5 protein-coding genes are annotated in these 25,944 nt (G+C 69.5%); 3 read left to right on the top strand and 2 right to left on the bottom strand.

What is annotated here, in order from left to right; all coding sequences use genetic code 11:
• Window positions 1–288 precede the first annotated feature (288 nt).
• Window positions 289–903, top strand: a complete 615-nt coding sequence (locus AB0B50_RS19280) for an LmbU family transcriptional regulator (protein WP_362333907.1) — start codon at window positions 289–291, stop codon at window positions 901–903.
• 93 nt (window positions 904–996) lie between these two features.
• Here the strand turns inward: AB0B50_RS19280 and AB0B50_RS19275 are convergent, their stop codons facing one another.
• Together AB0B50_RS19275 and AB0B50_RS19270 are read right to left on the bottom strand one after the other, a co-directional pair.
• Complete coding sequence (locus AB0B50_RS19275; RefSeq protein ID WP_362332851.1) at window positions 997–2,580, bottom strand: MBL fold metallo-hydrolase; 1,584 nt, start codon at window positions 2,578–2,580, stop codon at window positions 997–999.
• Entirely contained in the window at window positions 2,573–3,295 is a 723-nt protein-coding gene (locus AB0B50_RS19270) for a class I SAM-dependent methyltransferase (protein WP_362332848.1), read from the bottom strand. Before AB0B50_RS19270 ends, AB0B50_RS19275 begins: the two co-directional genes overlap by 8 nt.
• Window positions 3,296–3,618: 323 nt before the next feature.
• Here AB0B50_RS19270 and AB0B50_RS19265 point away from each other — a divergent pair, with 323 nt between their 5' ends.
• Both AB0B50_RS19265 and AB0B50_RS19260 read left to right on the top strand, forming a co-directional pair.
• Window positions 3,619–24,693 carry a non-ribosomal peptide synthase/polyketide synthase gene (locus tag AB0B50_RS19265; protein WP_362332845.1) on the top strand — a complete coding sequence of 7,025 codons (21,075 nt, stop codon included), beginning with the start codon at window positions 3,619–3,621 and terminating at the stop codon, window positions 24,691–24,693.
• Between the two features lie 73 nt (window positions 24,694–24,766).
• Window positions 24,767–25,944, top strand: a 1,178-nt coding sequence (locus AB0B50_RS19260; protein WP_362332842.1) for a condensation domain-containing protein, incomplete at its 3' end; no start/stop codon positions are given.

Here is a 25,944-nt window from a genome sequence, read left to right as displayed (position 1 = left end):
TCGGCGCCGTTCCATCCCTCCAGGAGTAAAAGACGGGCCCGGCACTCATTGCGACTCAACTTGCCCGCAATACATACCAGCAGGTCAGTGAGGGCTAATTCAAGCCAACCCGGCAAAGATGAGCCAAAGCCTGCACGTGGCATCATTATGGCGCCGCCATGGCATCATGGGCTTCGCCCCAATACCGGCACGGATCCCGCGAGCCGACCAAGGGGCCCGACGCCGATTGCGCGAATACCCATGTAAGTTGCATCGGGTTGGCGTGTGACCACACGAGATGACAGGGGGATGGCTATGCGACCAATGCCAGATCGAAGCGCGACTTCAACGTTGCATGTCGAGGCAACAGAGGGGGTTGCCCTTCTGGATTCCGAGATGCTCTCCGGACGGACCTATCTCCACCTTCCTGACAACCTCTCGATCGCATCCTGGTGCCAAGTGGGCGAGCGGATTCAGACCGTCGTGGATTCGTCGGCCTGGTGGATCGGAGATTGGCTTGTATACGGGCAGACGCACTACGCAGGGCGATACCGACGAGCCATGGAGGGGACGTCGCTCCACTACCAGACCCTGCGGAACTACGCATGGGTGGCTCGCAAGTTTGAGCCGGGCCGCCGCCGCAAGGAATTGACATTCCATCACCACATGGAAGTCGCAGCACTCACCAAGGAGGAACAGGACCATTGGCTCGACTTCGCCGCTCGACTGAATTGGACTCGGGACGAGTTGCGACGCCAGATCCGAGCCAGCATTTCCCCCGCGCGAGATCAGCCCGACACCCCTCCGGTCCAATTGAACCTACAGCTGGACGAGATCCGATTGGAGCGATGGCGGGCCGCAGCCAAGAAGAGCAACCAGGATTTGAAGGACTGGATAAGGTCCATCGTTGACAGTGCCGTCTAATTCTCAGATTCTCGCGTAAGGGGTTCCCTCTGCCCCTTCAGCGGGCGGAGGGAAACTCTCATTGAATGCGGACTGCCTCATGTCGAGGATGCCTTACCAGCGCCATTCCTGCTGGCCGAAGAGATGGCTTCCCTTGATTCCGCGATCGGTGCACCATGTCATGAATTCTTCGATCTGCTTGATCTGATAGGTGTCCTCGTTGTACGTCGTCGCCATGACGTGGCCCAGCCACTCCTCTTCGCCCATGGCATAGATGTGGACCTCGCGGGCGCCGAGCTCGGTCGTGATCGCCCCGGCCTGTTCCGCATTCGACCCGGAGAGCTTGCGAGAGTTGCTCATCGCCTTGGTCACCGGCGTGGTCAACAACGCCTGGTAGAGCCAGGTGAGCGGGGCGCCGTCGCACTCCATGCCCAGGAACGCCATGTCGGCCGCTCCCAAGTGCTCCCGTACATAGCGGTAGAGCGTCGGCTCGATGCCCGACGAGTCGGCCCCGACGAACACCTTCTTGCCCGCGAGCTCGACCCAGTACGTCGACTTGCTCCTGATGTCCAGGTCACAGTGCTCGCCCAGGAACGGCGTCGCCACGACCTTGCCGCCGGGGAACGGCACCTCGTCGAAGTCGTCCACTTCCACCACAGGGAAGCCCAGATGCCTGAGCGCCAGCGCGATCGACGGATCCGAGAGGTTGCCGCGCGAGGGCCGCGGCACCACGATCGCGCCGACGCGGCCGCGCAGTTGCAACAGTGTCTCCAGCACGATGTGGTCCTGGTGGCCGTGCGTGATCAGGACCAGGTCGATGAAGTCCGGAAGGTCGTCCAGCGTGTAGCGGCCGGCCATGGAACTGTCCGCACTGATGAACGGGTCGGTCACGACGGACCCCTGAGGCGTCTGCAGCACCAGGCAGGCGTGTCCGAAGTACCGGATGCGTCCTCCGCCCTCGATGTGCCGGTCCTCGGCCAGGCTCGGCCTGTCGCTCAGGAGCCCGGACAGCTGGGCCGCCTGCGTGTCGTCCAGCTCCAGCGCCTCGCGCAACCGGGCAGGCGTCGTGGGACTCACTCGCGCCTTGAACAGCTCCTCAAGGCCGCTGTGGCGGAACGGAATCGGCAGTTCCAGCACATCCGGAGAGGGCAGCCGAGGCGTGCTCAGGATGAAGGGCCGCTCCGTGCCCGGTTCCAGCGACAGCTGCACCGACTGCCGGTCCTCCGCGTACACCGTACTCTTGTACAGGAGCGGCTCCATGAAGCGCATCGCCGCCTGGTTCTCGGTGTCGTAGACGAGTTCCACCAGCCCAGCCAGCTCGGACGGCAGCTTCGGGTAGAGCGGAGTGAGGTCGAATCCGGTCTCGGCCTGCCGCAGCAGTTCATGCCCTTGGGCGATCGCGGATGCGAAGCGCAGCATGTCCGCGCGATCCCGCTTGATCGAGTCGAGCAGGTCCTGGACCTCGTCACGCCGGTTCTTGTGGATGTTCACGAAGAAGCCACCACGCAGTGTGGGATTCACACTGGCCGCCATGTGCACCTGCGGCGACTGCAGGTACGACTCGAGCATCGGAACTTGACGGTTCGCCAGGTTCAGTGCCGCCTGTGCCGGCGCGAGGGTGTGCAGCCAGGCGTAGAACCGGTCCACCAACGGCTCGACTATGGCCTTCGACTTGAGAAAAACCTGCTCGTCAGGCATTCATGCCTCTTTCCACATGGGTCTGGTTCACGGTGAAGAGCCTGGCGTCGAAGTAGGGGTCGTCCGGTGACACCAACGTCTCGCCGACCTGCTGCCAGGCGGTCCTCTCCGCCACCGTGGGCAACAGCCGCTCGCCCACGAGGCAGACGATCACCGGTCGAGGGTGCTCGCGCAGGGACTCCTCGATATTGCCGAAGACTCGGCCGGCGATGTCCCCCTTGAACGGCTCGTACAGATAGAAGAAGGCCGCGTCGGCCGGGATCGCGAAATCCCTGGCATCCTCGCAGCGGACCTCGATGTCGTGGCACCTCTGGCTACTGGCCCGGTACTTCTCGATGTTCGCCCTTGCCATGCCGCACAGGTACTCCGAGAACTCGACACCGATGACCCTCTTGAAAGGAAAGTCTGCAGCGGCAAGCAGGACTCGCCCCTTGCCGGAGCCGAAGTCCACGAAGGAGACGTCCTGGTGGTCGACGGGTGCCGCCGCAATGGCCTGGAGAATCGTACGGATCGGCGTGGGCGAGTACCGAGAATGGGATCTCAGTGTCTCGTCGTCGGCCTCCGGAATCTCCCACGGCTCAATGGGCCTACCTGTCTCGACGCCATGAGTGGTATCGAATCCGGCCAGTGCGTCGATCTCCGCCAGCCTGGAGTCGAACCGCTTCTTGAATTCCAGGGATTGAAGGCCGCGCAGGCGGCTGTCTCCTTCTGTCATGAGCCCTCTTCCGGGGGAATGAAACGCTGTGGAGCCGCACCGGGGGACAACAGATGAGTCCGGCGGCGCACGGCGACCTTAACCCAACCGCAAGAGGAGTCGGGCCCGTTGGCGGCGAGGTCAAATCTGTCTCGCTAGCGAGACAGTCACATCGGCTACCTTGCTGTCTCGTACGGGCAGGCCCGTCGAAGCTTCGACCGCATCGTGTCGAATTCGGAAACAGCAGCAGCCCTCCTTGGTCTTACGGTGGGACACATCCGGTTCTGGCCTGCCGATCAGCGACTCAGCCCGTTGTGTGCGGGGCACGAAGAAGGAATGAGTTCATGATCCCGTTGTCTTTCGCGCAGCGTCGGCTATGGTTTCTGCGCAAGCTTGAAGGCCCTTCGGCCACTTACAACATGCCCCTGGCCCTGCGGTTGACGGGGAAAGTCGACACGAATGCACTGCGCCTGGCCCTGCATGACGTGATCGGCCGGCATGAGTCGCTGCGAACGGTGTTTCCCGAAGCGGATGGCGAACCACACCAGTTGGTCCTCGACCCGGCCGATGTCGACGTGCGGTGGGAGCACCGGCACACCTCCCGCGAAGAGCTGCCCCTCGCTCTCCAAGAGGCTGCTCGCCACGCATTCGACCTCTCCTCCGAAGTGCCCCTCCGTGCTTGGCTGTTCGAGCAGGGCGAGGACGAGCACACGCTGCTGTTGCTGATCCACCACATCGCCGGCGACGGCTGGTCCATGGGCCCCCTCTCGCGAGACCTGGTCGTCGCGTACGCGGCACGCACCACGCATTCGGCACCGCAGTGGCCCGAACTTCCGGTGCAGTACGTGGACTACACGCTGTGGCAGCGTGAATTGCTCGGTGCCGAGTCCGACCCGGACTCCCCCCTCTCCCGGCAGGTCGCGTACTGGCAGCAGCAGCTGGCGGGCACGCCCGAAGTGGTGTCCTTCCCCACCGACCGGCCGCGCCCCGCCGTCGCGTCGTACAGCGGCAGCCGACTGACCTCACAGTTGGACGCGGGGCTGCACCAGCGGCTGGTGGCCCTCGCGTCCGACAGCGACAGCACGGTGTTCATGGTGTTGCAGACGGCCATGGCCGCACTGCTGACGAGGCTGGGCTCCGGGCAGGACATCACGCTCGGCAGCGGTGTGGCGGGCCGGACCGATGCGGCGCTCGACGACTTGGTCGGGTTCTTCGTGAACACCTTCGTGCTGCGTACGGACACTTCGGGCGATCCCACCGTCCGGGAACTTCTGGAGCGCGTACGCCGGGCATGCCTGGATGCCTACGAGCACCAGGACGTGCCGTTCGAGTATCTGGTGGAGCGCCTCAACCCGAGGCGTTCGACCGCGCATCACCCCCTCTTCCAGGTCGCCATGGTCCTCCAGAACGCCCCGAGCGGACGTTTCGACCTTCCCGGCGTGCAGGTGGACGCGGACGTGGTGAGCGCCGGAACGTCCCGCTTCGACCTGTTGCTGTCGCTCGTCGAATCCCACGACCCGGCTACGGGCCCGGCCGGGATCGAGGTCGTCGTGGAGTACGCCACGGACCTGTTCGACCGTGCTTCGGTCGAGGGTTTCGTGCGCCGCTGGACCCGGCTGCTGGAGCAGGCCGCAGCCAACCCCTCAGTGCGCGTGGGGCAGTTGGAACTGCTCGACGACGCCGAGCGTGATCGATTGACGACGGAGTGGAACCATGCCGCCGTCGACGTCCCGCGGGCAGACCTGGCCGAGCTGTTCGAGGAGCACGTGCGGTCGTCGCCCGACGCGCCGGCGGTTGCGGTCGTCGGCGGCGACCGGCTCTCGTACGCGGAGCTGAACACCCGGGCCAACCGGCTGGCGCATGGGCTGATCGCGCAGGGAGTGGGCCCCGAGGACCGGGTGGCGGTGATGCTGCCGCGGTCGCTGGAGATGGTGGTCGCCGTGCTCGCGGTTCTCAAAGCGGGTGCCGCCCATGTTCCGGTGGACCCCGACTATCCGGCACAGCGACGGGCGTTCATCCTTTCCGACGCGGCGCCCCGTGTCGTCCTGGACGAGGACGCCATGGCCCGCGACATGTCCGGCTTTCCCAGTACGGACCCCCGAATCGACGCCCCGAAGGACCGTCTGGCGTATGTGATCTACACGTCCGGCTCCACCGGCACACCCAAGGGTGTTCTTGTGTCCCACCGCGGCATCGCGAGCCTGGCTCACGTGCAGGCGCGGCGACTTGGGGTGAGCGAGACCAGCCGCGTGCTGCAGTTCGCGTCGCCGAGTTTCGACGCGTCGGTGTGGGAGCTGGTGATGGCCTTCTCCTCCGGTGCCCTGTTGGTCGTGCCGGGTGCGGGGCGCCTGGCAGGTGATGCGCTGGCCTCGGTGCTGGCCGACGAGGCCGTCACCCATGTGACGCTCCCCGCTTCGGTGCTGGGCGGGATCGCGCGCGGCCGTGAGTCGGGGCTGCCCGCGCTGGAGTGCCTCGTCCTGGCGGGCGAGGCCGTGCCGCCCGAGTTGGTGGCGCGATGGTCGGTGCCGGGCCGTCGGGTCGTGAACGCCTACGGGCCGACGGAGTCGACCGTCTGCGTGTCCATGGGCGAGGGCACCGCGCAGGGCGTCGTCCCGATCGGGCGTGCGGTGACGAACACCGAAGTGTTCGTGCTGGACCCGGCGCTTGAGCCGGTCCCGGTGGGTGTGGTGGGTGAGCTGTATGTGGCGGGAGCCGGTCTGGCACGCGGCTATGCGGGCCGTGCCGCCCTGACCGCCGAGCGCTTTGTCGCCTGTCCGTTCGCGGCGGGTGAGCGCATGTACCGCACCGGCGACCTGGTGCGCTGGCGCGGCGACGGCCAACTGGAGTTCGTGGGGCGCGCCGACGAGCAGGTCAAACTGCGCGGCTTCCGGGTCGAGCCCGGCGAGGTGGAAGCACTCCTCGCAGAGGATCCGGGGGTGCGGCAGGCAGCCGTGGTGCTGCGCGAAGACGCACCCGGCGACCAACGCCTCGTCGCCTATCTGGTGCCCGACCTGGAGACCATCGCCGCGGATGAGCCGCAGGTCGGCGGGGATTCCCAGGTGGCGGAGTGGCAGGAGATCTATGACTCCGTCTACTCGGAGCCGAAGCCGGCATCGACGTCCGGGGCTGCTGGCTTCGCGTTCGGTGAGGACTTCTCCGGTTGGGACAGCTCGTACTCCGGCGATCCGATCGCCCCGAGCGAGATGCGGGCCTGGCGCGACGCGGCGGTCCAGCAGGTCAAGGGCCTGGGCGCGGAACGCATCTTGGAGATCGGTCTCGGCTCGGGACTGCTCATGGCTCACCTCGCACCTCAGGTGACGGAGTACTGGGGCACCGACCTGTCCACCGCCGTCATCGACCGGCTGCGCGACGAAGTGGAGCGGGCCGGTCTCTCCGACCGTGTCCGGCTGCGCTGCCAGGCGGCCGATTCCTTCCAGGGGCTGCCGGTCGGGCACTTCGACACGGTGCTGATCAACTCGGTCATCCAGTACTTCCCCGACAGCGCCTATCTCTCCCGTGTGATCGACCAGGCCCTGGGTTCCCTGGCCCCCGGCGGCCGCATCGTGATCGGCGACGTGCGCCACGCCGGAACACTGCGCGCCCTGCACGCCTCGGTCCACCAGGGACAGGGGCCGACAGCCCGCGCGGCGGTGGACCGCGCGGTCATGCTCGAGAAGGAGCTGGTCGTCGCCCCGGAGTTCTTCGATCACGTCGCGCGGGACGACGAACGCATCACGGCCGTCGACATCCAGCTCAAGCGCGGCACCTACCACAACGAACTCACCCGCCACCGCTACGAGGTCGTTCTCCACACAGCGCCCTCGACGGCCGTGGACGTGGCAGGCGCGCCCCAGACCGCCTGGACCCCGTCCACCGACCTGACCGACCTCTTCGACACCGCGCAACTCCCCCTGCGCGTCACGGGAATCCCCAACGCGCGCCTGGTGGCCGAGATCGCCCTGGAGCAACGACTCGACGGACTCGAGGCGGGAGCGCCGGAGACCGGCTCGGACCCCGAGGACCTGATCGCCCTGGGAGCCGAGCACGGCCTGAAGGTGGTGACCACCTGGTCGTCCCACTCCCCCGACCTGTTCGACGCCGTGGTCCTCCCTCCGGACAGCCGCCATGCCCCGCTGACGGGCGTATACGTGCCGAGCGCCACGCGTGCTCCTCGGACGAACAACCCGGCCCTCGCACGCGGCATCGGCGCGCTCATGGAGTCGGCACGTCGGCGCCTGGCCGAGCGCCTGCCCGAGCACATGGTGCCGTCCGCGGTGATGGTGCTCGGCCGACTGCCCCTGACGGTCAACGGCAAGCTGGACCGCGGAGCGCTGCCGATGCCGGACTACGCGGCGTCCGCGGACGGTCGTGCCCCGCGCACCCCGCAGGAAGAGGCGTTGCGCGGCATCTTCGCCCAGGTGCTCGGCGTGGAGACAGTCGGTGTCGACGACAGCTTCTTCGACCTCGGAGGACACTCCCTTCTCGCCACACGGCTCGTCAGCCGTATCCGGACCGTCCTCGGTACGGAGCTTTCGATCCGGGACGTCTTCGACAGCCCCACCGTCGCCCTCCTGGCGGAGCGGCTGGGATTCGGCGCGGACAGCCGCGCCCCGCTGACCCCCGCCGTGCGCCCGGACCTGGTGCCGTTGTCGTTCGCGCAGCGCCGTCTGTGGTTCCTGCACAAGCTCCGGAGCCATTCGGCGGCGTACAACATGCCGCTGGCGCTCCGGCTCAGCGGCGAACTGGACGCGGATGCGCTGCGCACCGCGCTGACCGATGTCATGGCCCGCCATGAGTCACTGCGCACGGTCTTCCCCGAGACCGGGGGCGAACCCCACCAGCTGGTCCTGGACGAGGCGGATGTCCGCCTGGCGTGGGAGCAGCGGCAGGTTGCGGAATCACAGCTCCCGCAGGTCCTGGACGAGGCGGCGGGACACGTCTTCGACCTGTCCCGCGAGGCGCCCGTGCGGGCCTGGCTCTTCCGCGTCGGCGCCGGCGAGAGCGTGCTGTTGCTCCTGCTGCACCACATCGCCGCCGACGGCTGGTCCATGGGCCCGCTGGCCCGTGACGTCGTCACGGCGTACACGGCCCGTACGCAGGGTGCCGCGCCGCAGTGGTCCCCACTGCCCGTCCAGTACGCCGACTTCGCCCTGTGGCAGCACGGCATTCTCGGCGACCACGCCGACGCGGACGGCCTGTACGGACGCCAGGTGAACTACTGGCGCCAGGCGCTGGGCGGTCTGCCCGAACAGATCTCCCTGCCCGCCGACCGCGCCCGCCCCGCGGTCGCCTCCCACGCGGGAGGCACCGTGCACATCGAGTGGGGCGCCGAACTGCACCAGGGCCTGGTGGAGTTGGCACGCCGGACGGACACGACGCTGTTCATGGTCCTGCAGGCGGGTCTGGCCGCACTCCTGACGCGGCTGGGCGCCGGCACGGACATCCCGGTGGGCTCGCCGGTGGCGGGCCGGACCGACGACGCGCTCGACGACCTGGTCGGGTTCTTCGTCAACACGCTCGTGCTGCGCTCGGACACCTCCGGCGACCCCACCTTCGAGGAACTGCTCGGTCGCGTACGCGACACGACGGTGGCGGCCTACGCGCATCAGGAGGTGCCGTTCGAGCACCTGGTCGAGCTGCTGAACCCGCGGCGCTCCACCGCTCACCACCCCCTCTTCCAGGTGATCCTGGGTTTCCAGAACCAGACGCGGACCACCATCGAACTGCCTGGCCTGACCGTGGCCGAGGAAGAGGCGGGGCTGTCCTCCGCCAAGGTGGATCTGGAGTTCGCGCTCGCGGAACGCCGGTCACCCGACGGCACCCCGGCGGGTGTCGAAGGCGTGCTGCAGTACAGCACCGACCTCTTCGACGCCGCCACCGCCGAGAAGCTCTGCTCCCGGCTCGCACGGCTGCTGGCCTCCGTCGTCGCCTCCGCGGACACCGCCCTCAGTGGAATCGACCTCCTCCTGCCGGGGGAGCGACACACGCTGCTCACCGACTGGAACGTCGACGCACCCGCCGCGCCCGTGCCCTCCGCCACCACGCTCCCCGACCTGTTCGCGGCGCAGGCGGCACGCACACCCGACGCCCCCGCCCTCACCTTCGAGGGGTCCACACTCTCGTACGCCGAACTCGACGAGCGCTCCAATCGGCTCGCACGGCACTTGATCGCGCAAGGAGCGGGTCCCGAGAAGTTCGTCGCCCTCGCGATACCGCGCTCGGCGGAGCAGATCGTGGCGCTCCTTGCCGTGGTCAAGTCGGGGGCCGCGTACGTCCCGATCGACCCCGAGCAGCCGATGGATCGCATCGCGTACATGCTCGCGGACTGCGCGCCGTTCCTGCTGCTGACCGTCGGCACCGTCACGGACCGCCTCCCGCAATCATCGGTGGAACGGGTGCTGCTGGACGCGCCGGAGACAGCACGAGAAATCGGCGCCTTGCCCGCGTCCGGCATCAGCGCCACCGAGCGGCCCACCGCACGGCTCGCGGACAGCCCCGCGTACGTCATCCACACCTCGGGTTCCACAGGGGAACCCAAGGGCGTGCTCGTCTCTCACCGGAACGTCACCCGACTCCTCACCTCGGCCGCGCAGCGGCTGTCTTTCGGGCCTGACGACGTATGGACGGCGTTCCATTCCTACGCCTTCGACTTCTCGGTGTGGGAAGTGTGGGGCCCTCTGCTGCACGGCGGACGCCTCGTCGTGGTCCCGCGGGACGTGACCCGCTCGTCGGCCGACTTCCTGCGGCTCGTGACCGATGAACGGGTCACCGTGCTCAGCCAGACTCCGTCCGCGTTCTACGAGCTGATGCGGGCGGACGAGGAGGAGCCGGGGAACGGCCCGTGGCACACGCTGCGGTACGTGGTCCTCGGCGGCGAAGCCCTGGACCTCGGGCAGCTCGGCAGCTGGTACGCGCGGCGTACCTGCGAGGCTCCGACGCTGGTCAACATGTACGGCATCACCGAAACGACGGTGCACGTCACCGAGTTGACGCTCGATGCCGAGACGGTGTCCGACCAGACGGCCTGCCTCATCGGCCGCGCGCTTCCCGACCTTCGGGTGCACGTTCTCGACGACTTCCTGAACCTGCTGCCTCCGGGTGTGCCCGGTGAGATGTATGTGGCCGGACCGGGTCTGGCCCGCGGCTATCTGGGGCGGCCCGGTCTGACGTCGGAGCGGTTCGTGGCCGACCCCTTCGGCCCGGCGGGTTCGCGGATGTACCGCACGGGCGACATCGCCAGATGGAACGCCGACGGAGTCCTGGAGTACACGGGCCGCTCCGACGATCAGGTCAAGATCCGAGGGTTCCGCCTCGAACTCGGCGAGATACGGGCTGCCTTGGCGTCCCGACCCGATGTCGCCCAGAGCGTGGTGGTGGTTCGCCGCGACCGCCCGGGGGACACGCGCCTGGTCGCCTATGTCGTCCCGGCAGGGCCGTCGCTGGATCCTGCGGCATTGCGCGGATTCCTGACGGAGCGCCTCCCCGAGTACATGGTGCCGTCCGCCGTGGTTCCGCTGGACCGGCTGCCTCTGACCTCGAACGGGAAGCTGGATCAGAAGGCGCTGCCCGCCCCCGCGTATGCCTCCGTCGCCGCTTCCCGCCCCCCGCGCAGTCCGCGCGAGGAGCGGCTGTGCGGCCTCTTCTCCGAGGTGTTGGGCGTCGAAGGCGTCGGTGTCGACGACAGCTTCTTCGACCTCGGCGGACATTCACTCCTCGCCACCCGCCTCATCAGCCGCATCCGCACGGAGCTGGGAGCGGAGCTCCCGATCGCCGCCGTGTTCGAGGCTCCGACCGTCGCCGCTCTGGCGGCGCGCCTCACGGACGAGGGCGCGGCGCGGCCCGCACTGGTGCGCGTGACACGCCCGGACGTGATGCCGCTCTCCTTCGCCCAGCGCCGCCTGTGGTTCCTGCAGCAGCTGGAAGGCGGCGCGGCGTACAACGTGCCGATGGCGCTCGGCCTCACGGGCGTGGTGGACGAAGAGGCGCTGCGTGCGGCCTTGCTCGACGTGCTGGCCCGCCACGAGTCGCTGCGCACCGTCTTCCCGCAGAGCGACGGAGAGCCGTGCCAATCGGTGCTGGACGCCGAGGATGCTCTGCTCGTCCTGGAAAGTCGCGCGCTCTCCCGGTCGGAGCTCCAGGACGCGCTGGCGGAGGCGGCATGCCACGAGTTCGACCTGGCGTCCGAAGTCCCGCTGCGTGCCTGCCTCTTCCAGGTGGGCCCGCAGGACAGCGTTCTGCTGCTGTTGTTGCATCACATCGCGGCCGACGGCTGGTCGATGGACCTCCTGACGCGGGACCTGGCGACCGCCTACACGGCTCGTGTGGACCGCGGTGCCCCGAACTGGCTCGAACTGCCCGTGCAGTACGCGGACTACACCCTGTGGCAGCGCGACATGCTGGGCTCGGAGAGCGACCCGGGCAGCCTCTACGGCAGGCAGATCGCCTACTGGCGGGAGGCGTTGAACGGGCTCCCCGAGCAGATACCCCTACCATCGGCCCGCCCCAGGCCCGCCGTCGCCTCCCACGAAGGCGCCTCCGTGCACTTCGAATTGGACGCCGAACTGCACCGCCGTGTGGTGGAGCTCGCCCGGCAGTCCGACACCACCGTCTTCATGGTGATGCAGGCAGCCCTCGCCGCGCTGCTGACCCGGCTGGGCTCGGGCACCGACATCCCCCTGGGTACACCGGTCGCAGGCCGCATGGACGACGCGCTCGACGACCTCGTGGGATTCTTCGTCAACACACTGGTCCTGCGTACCGACACCTCCGGCAACCCCCGGTTCGAGGAGCTGCTCGGCCGGGTCAGGGAGACCGCTTCGGCGGCCTACGCCCACCAGGACGTGCCGTTCGAGCACCTGGTCGAGCTGCTGAACCCGCAGCGCTCCACCGCCCACCACCCCCTGTTCCAAGTGATCATCGCCTTCCAGAACCACGCGCGCGCCGACGGGGCCCAACTGCCCGGCCTGCAGGTCGCACAGCACGCGACCGGCCTCCAAGCGGCCAAGACGGACCTGGAACTGATCCTGGCCGAACGGCGCACGGACGAAGGTGTGCCTTCGGGTTTCGCCTGCCTGCTCCAGTACCGCACCGACCTCTTCGACCACCGGACGGTGGAGCAGTTCACGGTGGCGCTGCGCAGACTGCTGCATGTCGTGGTCGCCGAACCCCGGACCAGGTTGGGCGAGATCGACCTTCTCTCCGAAGACGAGCGCGAGCGTGTGCTCGTCGAGTGGAACGCCCCGACCGTCCCCGGGGAGCCGGTGACAGCGACGCTCCCCGAGCTGTTCGCGGCCCAGGTGGCACGCACTCCCGAGCGCACGGCCGTCGTGGACGGTGAACTGTCGCTGACATACGGAGAGTTGGCAGAGAGGGCTGAACAGCTGGCCGGACGGCTCGCGGCCCACGGAGTCGGCCCGGAGAGCCGGGTCGCGCTGTCCATGGAGCGCTCGGCCGACCTGGTCACCGCGTTGCTCGCGGTGACGGCGGCCGGAGCTGCCTATGTGCCGCTCGACGGGCGCTGGCCCACCGAGCGGCGCGACGCGGTGCTGCGGGACACCGGGACGCAACTGCTGCTGGTCGACCACGGCACGAGCGGCACGGAGAGTCTCCCGGGCGTGCGGGAACTGGCCGTGCGCGAGGAGGAGAACCACGAGGACCGGCCCACGGACGGCCTTGTCCGGGGTCCCGCTTCGGTGGACGGTCTGGCGTACGTGATGTTCACCTCCGGTTCGGCGGGCATCCCCAAGGGCGTGGCCGTCACCCACCGCAACGTGGCATCACTGGCCCTCGACAGCGGCTTCGCGGCCGACGAGGACATGCGCTTCCTGATGCACTCCCCGCACGCCTTCGACGCGTCGACCCGCGAGGTGTGGGCGCCGCTCCTGAAGGGCGGCACCGTCGTGGTGGCGCCCCCCGGTGAACTGAGCGTCGCGGACCTGGAGCGGACCGTCCTGGCGCACCGCGTCACTGGGCTGTGGCTGACGGCCGGGCTGTTCCGACTGGTGGTGGACGAGCGTCCGAGCCTCTTCGCAACGGTGCGGGAGGTGTACACAGGCGGCGACGTGGTGCCGTCCGCGAGCGTGCGGCGGCTGCTTGTGGCGTGCCCGGCGACAACGGTGATCGACGGCTACGGCCCGACCGAGACCACCGTCTTCGTCTCCTGCCACCGCATGACGGCCGCCGACCCGGTGCCGGACCAGGTGCCGATCGGAAAGCCGCTGGACGGTGCCCGCGCGTACGTCCTGGACGCATGGCTGCGCCCCGTGCCTGCCGGTGTCGCGGGCGAACTGTACGTCGGCGGTTCGGGAGTCGCCCGGGGCTATCTCGGACGGCCGGGTTCGACGAGTGAGCGCTTCGTGGCAGACCCCTTCGGCCCGGCCGGAGCCCGGATGTACCGCACCGGGGACGTCGTCCGGTGGCAGCCGGACGGTTCCGGCGCGCTGGAGTACCTCGGGCGCGCCGACGGCCAGGTGAAGGTGCGCGGCTTCCGCGTCGAGCCGGGAGAGATCGAGGCCCGGCTCACCGCACTCCCCGGAGTGCGCCAGGCCGTCGTCGTCCTCCACGAGGACCCTTCGGGCCGTCAGCGACTGACGGCGTACGTCGTCGGACCCGAGCACAGAGACAAAGACAAAAGGGGCAAAGACACAGACGAACACGGGTCCGGAGAACCGGACCCGATCGCGCCGGCTGACCTGCTGGCCCGCCTGACCGAACAACTCCCCGAGTACATGGTGCCGTCGGCCGTGGTCGTGCTGGACCGACTGCCGCTCACCGAAAACGGAAAGCTGAACCGGAGGGCCCTGCCCATGCCCGAGTACGCCACGGACGCCGACGGCGACGCCCCGCGCACCGAGCAACAGGAACTGCTCGGCGGACTCTTCGCCGACGTACTGGGGGTGGATCGGGTCGGAGCCGACGACAGCTTCTTCGACCTCGGCGGACACTCACTCCTCGCCACCCGCCTGGTCAGCGGCATCCGCACGGTGCTCGGCACGGAACTTCCGATCAAGGCCGTCTTCGAAGCGCCGACGGTGCGCCTGCTGGCCGAGCGCCTGGGCGACGGCGGAAGGCGCCGTGCGCCCTTGGCCCCCGCCGAACGGCCGGGCATCGTGCCGCTGTCGTTCGCGCAGCGCCGTCTGTGGTTCCTGCACAAGCTCCATGGCCGGACGGCGACCTACAACATGCCGGTGGCGCTCAGGATGACCGGTCCTGTGGACATCGAGGCGCTGCGCGCGGCGCTGCTCGACGTGCTTGACCGGCACGAGTCGCTGCGCACGGTGTTCCCCGAGTTCGACGACGAGCCGTTCCAGCTCGTCATGGACGCGGAGGACGCAGAGCTCGCCTGGGAACGTCGCTCCGTGGCGGAGGCGGAGCTGCCCGCGGCCTTGGCGGAGGCCGCCCGGTACGGGTTCGAGCTGGCAGCCGAAGTCCCCGTGCGGGCCTGCTACTTCGACGTCGGGCCCGACGACGGCGTCCTTCTGTTGCTGCTCCACCACATAGGCGGCGACGGCTGGTCGGTCAGCCCACTCGTGCGCGACGTCCTCACCGCGTACACCGCCCGTGCACAGGGCGAGGCCCCCTCGTGGGCCCCGCTGCCGGTCCAGTACGCCGACTACACGCTCTGGCAGCGCGAACTGCTCGGCGACGAGCACGACCCGGACAGCATCTACAACAGCCAGGTCGGTTACTGGCGCGAGCAGTTGGCCGGTCTTCCGGAGCAGCTCAGCCTTCCCGTGGACCGGCCGCGTCCCGCCACCCCCTCGCACCTGGGGGACTCCGTGCGTCTGGAGTGGAACGCGGAGCTGCACCAGCGGCTCGTGGCACTGGCGCGGCGGACGAACACCACCCTCTTCATGGTGCTGCAGGCAGGGCTGTCCGCCCTGCTGACCCGGCTCGGCGCGGGCACCGACGTAGCCCTGGGCTCCTCCATCGCGGGTCGGCTCGACGATGCGCTGGACGACCTCGTGGGCTTCTTCGCCAATACGCTCGTCCTGCGCACCGACACCTCCGACGACCCCTGCTTCGAGGAGCTCCTCGAACGCGTGCGCAGCACGAACCTGGCCGCCTACGCGCACCAGGACGTGCCGTTCGATCACCTGGTGGAGCTCCTCAATCCGCCGCGCTCCGCCTCTCAGCACCCTTTCTTCCAGATCATGCTCGTCCTCCAGCCCGATCTCGCCTCGGAGTTCGACGTCCCCGGCCTGCGGGTGGGCGCGGAACAGGCGGACACCGAGACGGCCAAGTTCGATCTCGCCGCGCACCTGATGGAGCAGCACGACGAGGCGGGTCGGCCCGCCGGCATCTCCGGCGCGATGCGCTACGCGACGGACCTGTTCGACCGTTCGACGGTCGAGGGGCTGCTGGCGCGGTGGGTGCGGCTGCTGGAACAGGTCGCCGCGGAGCCCTCACTGCGCATCGGGCAGGTGGACCTGCTGGGCGACGCCGAGCGCGGGCAGATGCTGACCGTGTGGAACGACACGGCCGTCGAGGTGCCCGAGGCGACGCTGGCCGAGCTCTTCGAGATCCAGGTGCGGCGAGCGCCCGACGCCGTGGCCCTGGTATGCGGCGAAGACGTCCTTGCGTACGGCGAGTTGAACGCCCGCGCCAACCGCTGGGCCCACTGGCTGATGGCTCAGGGCGTGGGGCCCGAGGATCTGGTGGCGGTGGTGTTGCCGCGGTCGGCCGACATGGTGGTGGCCGCCCTCGCGGTGCTCAAGTCCGGTGGTGCCTACGTACCCGTGGACCCGGACTACCCGGCCGAGCGCCGCGCGTTCGTCCTCGCCGACTCGGCACCGGTCGTCGTCCTTGACGAGGAGACGATGCGCCGCGACGTGTCCTCGTTCCCGGACACCGACCCCGAGCGCGACATCGAGCCACAGCATTCGGCGTACGTCATCTACACCTCGGGCTCCACGGGCACTCCCAAGGGCGTCGTGGTGGAGCACCGGTCCGTCGTCAACTACCTCAACTGGTCCACCCACCACTACCCCGCGGCTCGTGGCGCCACCTTGGTGCCGACGTCCATGGCGTTCGACCTCACGGTCACCGGCCTGTACACCACACTGACCGTGGGTGGGCGCGTCTACCTGTCCACGCTGCAGGACGCCCCGTCGAACAACGCCGACGTCCCCGTGGCCCTGCTGAAGGCGACTCCCTCGCACCTGCCGATGCTGGCGGAGCTGCCGAAGGCGTGGTCGCCCGGCGAGATGCTGATCCTGGGCGGCGAGGCGTTGACCGGCGAAGCCATCGCCCAGTGGCGCAAGGACCACAAGCGGGTCACGATCGTCAATGCCTACGGACCGACCGAAACCACCGTCAACTGCACGGAGTTCCGCATCGGCCCCCGGGACAAGGTGCCGTCCGGGCCGGTCCCGATCGGCCGTCCCTTCTGGAACATGCGGGCCTACGTCCTCGACGCCCACCTGAACCTGGTGCCCACCGGCGCAGTCGGCGAGCTCTACATGTCCGGCGGGCAGCTGGCACGGGGCTATCTGGGCCGTGCGGGCCTCACGGCCGAGCGCTTCGTGGCGAACCCTTTCGAGCCCGGCGCGCGCATGTACCGGACGGGCGACCTGGCCCGCTGGCGCCCCGACGGCCAGCTGGAGTACGTCGGGCGCAGCGACGAGCAGGTCAAGATACGAGGGTTCCGCGTCGAGCCCGACGAGATCGCCGCGGCCCTGCTGACGCACCCCGCGGTGGACCAGGCCGTCGTCGTGGCCCGGGAGACCGAAGCGAATGCCCAGCTGATCGGCTACGTGGTGGCCGCGGACGCGCACGGAGCCGCGGAACAGGGCACCGTCGACAACGCCGCACTGCGCGCGTACCTCGCCGGCCGCCTGCCCGAGCACATGGTCCCGGCGGCTGTGGTGGCGATCGACGCCGTGCCGCTGACGCCCAACGGCAAGGTGGACCGACGGGCGCTGCCCGCCCCGGACTTCGGCACGGCAGGTGGGCGCGCGCCGCGCACGCCGCAGGAGGAGACGCTCTGCGCTCTGTTCGCCGACGTCCTGCATCTGGACCGGGTGAGCATCGACGACAGCTTCTTCGACCTCGGAGGGCACTCGCTCCTGGCGACCCGCCTTGTCAGTCTCATCCGCACGGAGCTGGGCGTGGAGATCCCCATCGGCGTGGTGTTCGACACCCCGACCGTGGCCGGGCTCGCGGCCCACCTGGAGCTGGGCGGCACCGCCCGCACGCCCTTGGCGCCCATGGCCCGTCCCGATATGGTGCCGCTCTCCTTCGGACAGCGTCGGCTGTGGGTCCTGGACCGCCTCGAAGGCCCAACGGCCGCCTACAACTGGCCCTTTGCCCTGCGGATGTCGCCGTCGCTGGACGAGGACGCGCTGCGAACGGCACTGCGGGATCTGGTGGAGCGGCACGAACCGCTGCGCACCGTCTTCCCCGAAGTGGGCGGCGAGCCGCACCAGGTAGTGCTTGCGGCGGCCGACGCCCCGCTCGACCTGCGGGTCGAGCAAGTGGCGCCGGACCGTCTGCACCAGGCGGTGCAGGAGGAGATCGGCCGCCCGTTCTCCCTCCACAGCACTCCGCCTGTTCGGGCATCGCTGTTCGTACCTGACACGGAGTCCGCGGACGGCGCACCCGAAGGGCCCGTCCTGGTGATCGTGATGCACCACACCGCCAGCGACGGCGCCTCACGGGCTCCTCTGATGAAAGACCTCAAGACGGCCTACGAGGCACGGCTCGCGGGAACGGCCCCCACCTGGCAGCCGCTGCCGGTGCAGTACGCGGACTACTCGCTCTGGCAGCACGAGCTTCTCGGTGGCACCGACGATCCGGACAGCTTGATGTCGCAGCAGTTGGCGTACTGGAAGGACGCTCTCGACGGTATTCCCTTCCAGATCGAACTACCCACGGACCGGCCCCGGCCGACCGTTTCGAGCTACCGGGGCGACACCGTCTCCTTCGCCCTGGACGCCGACCTGCACGCCGCGCTGCGCGGCCTTGCGGCCGACTCCCGCTCGACCATGTTCATGGTGCTCCAGGCAGGCTTTGCCGCCCTGCTCAGCCGGCTCGGTGCCGGGGACGACATCCCTGTCGGCGTGCCCATCGCGGGCCGCACCGACGAGGCTCTCAACGACCTGGTCGGATTCTTCGTCAACACCCTGGTGCTGCGGACCGACACCTCGGGCGACCCCCGGTTCGACGAGCTCCTCGCAGACGTCAGGGAGCGCTCGCTCGCGGCGTACGCCAACCAGGACCTGCCGTTCGAGTATCTGGTCGAGGCGCTGAACCCGGTGCGTACGCGGTCCGGCAACGCCCTGTTCCAGGTGATGTTCGCGCTGCAGAACACGGACATGCCGACGCTTCACCTCCACGACCAAGAAGTCGCCGACTACCCCCTCGACCACCACAGCGCGAAGTTCGACCTCTCTTTGCATCTGGTCGAGGTCGAGTCGGACGAGGGCGGGCCCGCCGGAATCGCCGGCGCCCTGGAGTACGCCACGGAACTGTTCGACGCCGCCACGGTGGAGCGGATCGCCCTCCGGTACGAACGGCTGCTGCGCGCCGTGGCACTCGACCCGACCGCGCGGATCTCGGAGGCCGAACTGCTCTCCGCGGACGAACGGGTACGGGCGCTGGACGCTGCGAACGCCTCCGCGGCCCCGGCGCCGGCACGCACGCTCCACGAGCGCTTCGAGCTGCAGGCGGCACTGACGCCCGCCGCCGAGGCCGTGCACGCCGGAGCCGAGACGGTCGACTACACCGCCCTCAACGAGCGCGCCAACCGGCTGGCCCGCCTGCTCGCAGGCCGAGGGATCGGCGGCGAGGACGTCGTGGCGCTGGCACTCCCCCGGTCGGTGGACCTGGCCGTCGCCATGCTCGCCGTCCTCAAGGCAGGTGCGGCCTTCCTGTGCATCGATGCCGACGACGACCGTCCCGGCACGCTGGAAGGCTTCGGCATCCCCGTGCCGGCCGCCCTGATCACCACGGCGGACATCCGCGGCGGCTTCCCCGAGTTGCCGCCTGTCATCGTGTGCCTCGGCGCAGCCGACACCGAGGCGGAACTGACGGCCCACGCGCCGCACGACCTCGGCGACGCCGAGCGGGTCACACCGGTGCGCCCCCACAGCGCGGCATACATCGCGCGCACATCGAAGAGCCGAACGCACGTCGTGCTCTCCCACGCGAACGCGACCGGAGCGCTCGACTCGCTGCACGAACGCGTGCCGGTGGGCAAGGACGACCGCGTCCTGACCGCCACGGCGACCGGTCACGGCACAGCGGCACTGGAGCTCTTCGCCGCACTCCTCTCGGGCGCCAGCGTGATCGTCGCCCCGGCCGGGGCCCTGCATGACGCGGCGGCCCTGAGCCGCCTCATCACGGACAGCGGCGCGACGGTCTTCCCGACGACGCCCTCCGTCCATCGCTCGCTGATGTCCACGCACCACCTCGGGCACGACCTCGCGCCCCTCTCCGGCCTGCGCCTGCTGATCGGCGGCGAGACCCCGCACGCCTCGCAGAGCGATGCGGTCGGTCTCTACGGAACGACGGAGACCACGGGTTGGGTGGCCGTCGGTGCCCCGGCCCGGCCCGGGGCCACCGCCCTCGCCGCCACGGACCGGCCGACGCTCGGGACGCCGCTCGGCGACGCCCGGGTGTACGTGCTCGACTCCCGGCTGCGGCCGGTGCCGGACGGTGTCGTGGGCGAACTGTATGTGGCGGGCCCACTGCTGGGCCGCGGCTACCTCGGCCTGCCCGGGCTCACCGCCGCACGGTTCGTCGCGAACCCGTACGACGGTGCCGGCAGTCGGATGTTCCGCACAGGTGACCTGGTGAAGTGGCGGGCCGGAGGCGGCATCGAGTTCGTCCGCAGGGCGGACAGGCCCGTCACCGTGGGCGGCGTCCGTATGGACCTGCGCGGAATCGAGGCCGCCCTCGAAGCGGAGGACGACATCGCCGCCGCTGCCGTCCAGGTGCGGGAGGACGGCGGCGCGGCGCAGTTGGTCGCGCACGTCGTACCCGCCCGCCAAGGCATCGGCCCGAACCTCTCCGACCTGCGGGAGCGCCTGCGGCGACGGATGCCGGAGCATCTCGTACCGGCAGCGTTCGTGACCCTTGACAGCCTGCCCCTGACCCCGGCCGGCAGGCTGGACCACGCGGCGCTCCCGGCCCCCGGCCACGAGGACTCCGATGCGGCGCGCGGGCCCCGGACACCGGAGGAGGAGACGCTGTGCGGTCTCTTCGCCGAGGTCCTCGGGGTGGAGCGGGTGAGCATCGACGACAGCTTCTTCGCCCTGGGAGGCCAGTCCCTCTCGGCCATGCGCCTGCTGGTGCGGGTGCGCAGAGCGCTGGGTGTCGAGGTGCCGCTCGGAACGCTGTTCGAGGCCCCGACCGTCGCCGGTCTCGCCGCCCGGTTCAACGCGGACGGCGCGGTACGTCCGACGCTGGCGCCTCGCCCGCGGCCCGATGAGGTTCCGCTGTCCTTCGCCCAGCGGCGCCTGTGGTTCCTGCACAAGCTGGAGGGCCGTTCGGCCACGTACAACGTCCCGCTCGCGGTGCGCCTCACGGGCCCCGTCGACGAAGAGGCCCTGCGGGCGGCGCTCACCGACGTGATCACTCGTCACGAGGCTCTGCGCACGCTCTTCCCCGAGAGCGACGGGGAGCCCCGACAGGAGGTGCGGCACATCACCGGGGCCGACTTCGGCTGGCGGGTTCGCCGCACCACCGGATCGGAGCTGCCGCAGCGGCTGGCGAGCGCCGCGCGGTACGCGTTCGACCTGTCCTGCGAGATCCCGGTCCGGGCCGAGCTGTGGCAGGTCAGCGGTGAGGACGAGGACGGTGCCGTGTCCTCGCGCGTCCTCATGGTGCTCATGCACCACATCGCGAGCGACGGCTGGTCGCTGCTGCGATTCCTCCGTGACCTCTCCACGGCGTACGACGCCCGGCGCGGAGGCGGGTCACCCCAGTGGGCCGACCTGCCGGTGCAGTACGCCGACTACACGCTCTGGCAGCGGGACTTCCTCGGCGACGAGGAGGACCCCGACAGCACGGCCGGGCAGCAGATCGCCCACTGGCGCAAGGTGCTGGCGGGGGCGCCGGAGGAACTGCCCCTGCCGGTCGACCGGCCCCGCCCGGCGGAGCCGAGTTACGCAGGCGCGACCGTCCGGCGCGAGCTGCCCGCGGAACTGCACCGCGCCATCGTCTCCTTGGCGGCGCGCTCCGATGCGAGCCCGGCCATGGTGCTCCAGACCGCCGTTGCGGTGCTGCTGTCCAAGTTGGGGGCCGGTGACGACATCGTCCTCGGGACGGACACGGCGGGCCGGGTCGACGAGGCGCTGGAGGACCTGATCGGGTTCTTCGTCAACATGCTGGTGCTGCGGACCGATCTCTCCGGAGACCCCACTTTCGACGAACTGGTCCAGCGGGTGCGGGAGTCGAACGTTTCCGCGTACGAGCATCAGGGCCTTCCGTTCGAGCGACTCGTCGAGATCATCAATCCGAACCGGTCCGTTGCACGGCACCCGCTGTTCCAGGTGCTTGTGAGCTTCGGTGTCAGGGGTGAGAGCGCGGTTCAGGGCTCGGGGGACCTCGATGCCGAGTGGATCCCCCTCGAGGCGGACACGGCCAAGTTCGACCTGGAGTTCTCCTTCAACGAACGTCTCGCGGAGGACGGAACACCCGATGGGGTCGAGTGCTCCCTGCGCTACGCCACCGAGCTGTTCGACCACTCGACGGTACTGGCCGTCGCCGATCGCCTGGTCGCGCTGCTGACCGCGGCCATGGTCGACCCATCGCGGAAAGTCAGTGGGCTGGATGTGCTCACTGTCGAGGAACACCGGGCCCTGGAGACGTACGCGGCACAGACCGGGCTCTCGACGGACCACGGCCCCGGCGGGGCCGCAACCGTCGTCCAGATGTTCGAGGAGCAGGCCGCGGCGACGCCCGATGAGACAGCCGTGGTCGCAGGCGACGCATCGCTCACGTTCGCGCAGCTGAACGCGCAGGCCAACGGACTGGCCCGTCGTCTGATCGGCCACGGAGCCGCACCGGGCCAGGTGGTCGCTCTCGCGGTGCCGCCGTCCGCGCGGGCCGTCGTCGGCCTGCTCGCGGTGCTCAAGACCGGCGCCGCCTACCTGGCACTCGACGTCGCATCGGGACAGGAGGGGTGCCCGGAGACCGCCGAGTCGGCCGCCGCGCTCCTGGTCGTCACGGAGGCCGGCCTCTACGGGCCGACCGGGGACGGAGCGAGCCGGTCGTTGCTGCCTCACGACACGCAGCCTGCCGGGACAGACGCGGTCCACGGTGACGTGACCGACGAGGAGCGTTCGCAGCCTCTCCTGCCCACCCACCCGGCGCAGGCCTTCGCGGAGCCCTCCGCCCGGCCCGTCCCGCACACCGTGCTGGCCGCGCTGATCGCGGAGCACCGGCACACCATCTGCGAGCGGGCCACGGGAGGAGCCGGTCGGCGTCTGCGGGCGGCCACGACCCTGCCGCTCTCCACCGCCCACTCCTGGGACGCGCTGTCGGCTCTGGTCGCCGGTCACGAACTGCAGGTGCTCGGCACCAAGGAACAGCAGAGCCCCGAGGAGACCGTGCGGGCCGTCCGGTCGGCGGGTGTCGACCTGCTGGGCACCACCCCGCTCCGCGCCCAAGAGCTGCTGTCCGTCGGCTTGTTGTCGGCGGGTGAGCACCGGCCGACCACGGTTGTGCTGTCCGGGGACCCGGTCGACACGGCGCTGTGGCGGCGGCTGACGGAGCGGCAGGAGGTCGAGACGTACGCGATCCATCGCCCCGACGGCCACGGCGGAGCGGCGCTCGCCGCCCGCCTCAAGGACACCGAGGCACCCGTACTCGGCCGTCCGGTAGCCGGGACCAGGGCATACGTGCTCGACACGGCATCGCACCCCACGGCGCCCGGAGTGGTGGGCGAACTCCATGTGACGTGCGATCCGCACCACGGCGACGAATCGACGTATGCCACAGGAGAGTTGGTGCGCCATCGTGCGGGCGAGCGCGGCCTGGAGCTGGAGTTCGTCGCGCATGCCAGGGACTGCTCTGTCGCACGCGGGCCGCGCCGCACACCGCGGGACACCGCGGACGCACTGACCTCGCACCCCGCGGTGTCGCAGGCCGTCGCGCTCGTACGGGAGGACGCCACGGAAGACGAGGTCCTCACCGCATACGTGGTGACCAAGCGCACGAATGCGGAAACCGACCAGAGCTCTGAGCACAGGCCCACTCCGGAAGAGCTGCGGTCGTACGTGGCCGAGCGGCTCTCGGAGAACCATGTACCCGCAGCCGTGATCCCGCTGGACCGCCTTCCGCTCACCGTTCACGGGGAGTTGGACCGGCAGGCGCTGCCGGTGCCCCGCGCCGCGACGGCCGAGGGCTTCGGCCAGGGGCCGCGGAATCCGGTCGAGGAACAACTCTGCGCCCTTTTCCAAGAGCTCCTGAACGCGCCACGGATCTCCGTGGACGACAACTTCTTCGAGCTGGGCGGCCACTCCCTCTCGGCGGTCAAGCTGCTGGTCAGGGTGCGTGCCGTGCTGGGTGTCGAACTCCCGGTCAGGGCCATACTCGAGAACCCCACGGTGGCCGGTCTCGCGCGGCGCGTGGCAGGCGACTCCGCCGGGAGCGCGCTGGCGGTCGTCCTGCCGCTCAGGGCCCAGGGAGACCGCGCGCCGGTCTTCTGCGTCCACCCCGGCAGTGGCCTCGGCTGGACATACTCCGGACTGCTCCGCCACATCGACCAGGACACACCCGTCTACGCCGTGCAGGCACGTGGGCTCTCGGGTGACGAACCACTGGCGGATTCCGTCGAGGAGATGGCGGAGGACTACGTGGCCCGCATCACGGAAATCCGGCCCGAAGGGCCCTACCACCTCCTCGGTTATTCCTTCGGCGGCGTCGTCGCGCACAAGATGGCGGAAATCCTGGAGCGGCGCGGTGAGCGAGTCGGGCTTCTCACCCTGCTCGACTGCAATCCGACGCCCGACGTCACCAGGCAGGAAGTGGAGAACGCCCGCAGCAAGGCCCGGGTGACCGATGTGTACCGCGCCATGCTCGGCATCTTCGACATCGAGCTGAGCGACGAGGAGGCCGCTCGGCTCACCGACGAGACGACGGCTCGGCTGCTCAGCACGGAGAACACGGCGCTGGCCGGCATCAGGGAGTCCGAGGCCCGGGCCATGATGCACGTGACGATCAACAACCTCCGCCTCGGGCTGGACGTGACACACCGTCCCGTTGCCGCGTCCGCGCTGGTGTTCGCCGCGATCGATGACGAACTGAACCGCCGGCTCGAACCCGACGAGTGGACTCCGTACGTCAAGGGCACCGTCGATTTCCGGGAAATCGACTGCAAGCACACACACATGCTCAACCCCGAACCGCTCGATGAAATCGGGCCGATCATCGCCGAGAAGCTGCGCGTCGCGATCCAGGACGCCCTGGATTGACCCGTTCCTTCGAGAGCACCATCAGCCGCCGAGCATCGGAACCGGCACTTTCGGAACCGGCACTTTCAGGAGAGTGAGCAAGAAGTTGGACACCAAGGCGTCTCCGTCGAACCCCTCCCCCAGCGCTCCTGGAGAGGGTGAGCAGTCGAACCGCACGTACGAGCAGGTGCTGCGCGGTCTGATCGCCGAGGTCCTGAACGTGCCGGAGGTCGGTCCGCACGACGACCTCTTCGAGCTCGGCGGACACTCGCTGTCGGCGATCCGGCTGCTCGTCCGGATCCGCAGCGAGTTCGGCGTCACGCTGCAGATCAAGGAGATCTTCGAGGCACCCACCGCGGCCGCCCTCGCCATGCTTCTCGGCGGCGGCGCGGACGGTGGGGAGGAGGACACGGCCCACAACACGCTGGTGCCGGTGCCCCGTCCGGCCAGGGTGCCGCTCTCCTTCGCGCAGCGGCGGCTGTGGTTCCTGCACAAGCTGGAGGGCCGCTCCGCCACGTACAACGTGCCGCTGGCACTGCGCATGTCGGGCACTGTCGACACCGCCGCCTTGCACGCCGCTCTGTGCGACGTGGTCGCCCGGCACGAATCGCTGCGCACGGTCTTCCCGGAGGTCGAAGGTGAGCCGCACCAGCTCGTACTGGACGCGGCGAAGGCAGAGTTCCACTGGGAGCAGCAGCGGATCCCTGGCCCCGAACTGCCCCGGGTGCTGCGTGACGCGGCACGCCACGGCTTCGACCTGTCGACCGAAATCCCCCTCAGGGCCCAGCTGTTCCACACGGGTCCCGACGAGAGCACACTGCTGCTGTTGCTCCATCACATCGCGGCCGACGGCTGGTCGATGGCCCCGCTGGCCAGGGACGTCATGGAGTCGTACGCCGCGCGCACCGAGGGCCGCTCCCCCAAGTGGTCCGAACTCACCGTGCAGTACGCGGACTACGCCCTGTGGCAGCGCGAGCGGCTGGGCGAAGCGTCGGACCCCGAGAGCGCCTACGCACGGCAGGTCTCCTACTGGCAGGAGACTCTGCGGGATCTCCCCTCCGAGGTCACCTTCCCCACCGACCGCCCCCGGCCCGCCGTGCCCACCTACGAGGGCGCCCGCCTCGACCTCGACCTGGACGGTGAACTCCATCGGCGCATGGTGGAGTTGGCGCAGCAGTCGGGCAGCACCGTGTTCATGGTCCTCCAGGCAGGCATGGCAGCGCTCCTCACCCGCCTCGGCGCCGGCACCGACATCCCCCTGGGCAGCGGCGT

Source organism: Streptomyces sp. NPDC041068 (assembly GCF_040647455.1).
In the GTDB taxonomy this organism is placed as follows: Bacteria; Actinomycetota; Actinomycetes; order Streptomycetales; family Streptomycetaceae; genus Streptomyces.
The sequence above is the reverse complement of the archived record's forward strand: the minus strand, read 5'-3'. Positions and strand labels throughout refer to the sequence as shown.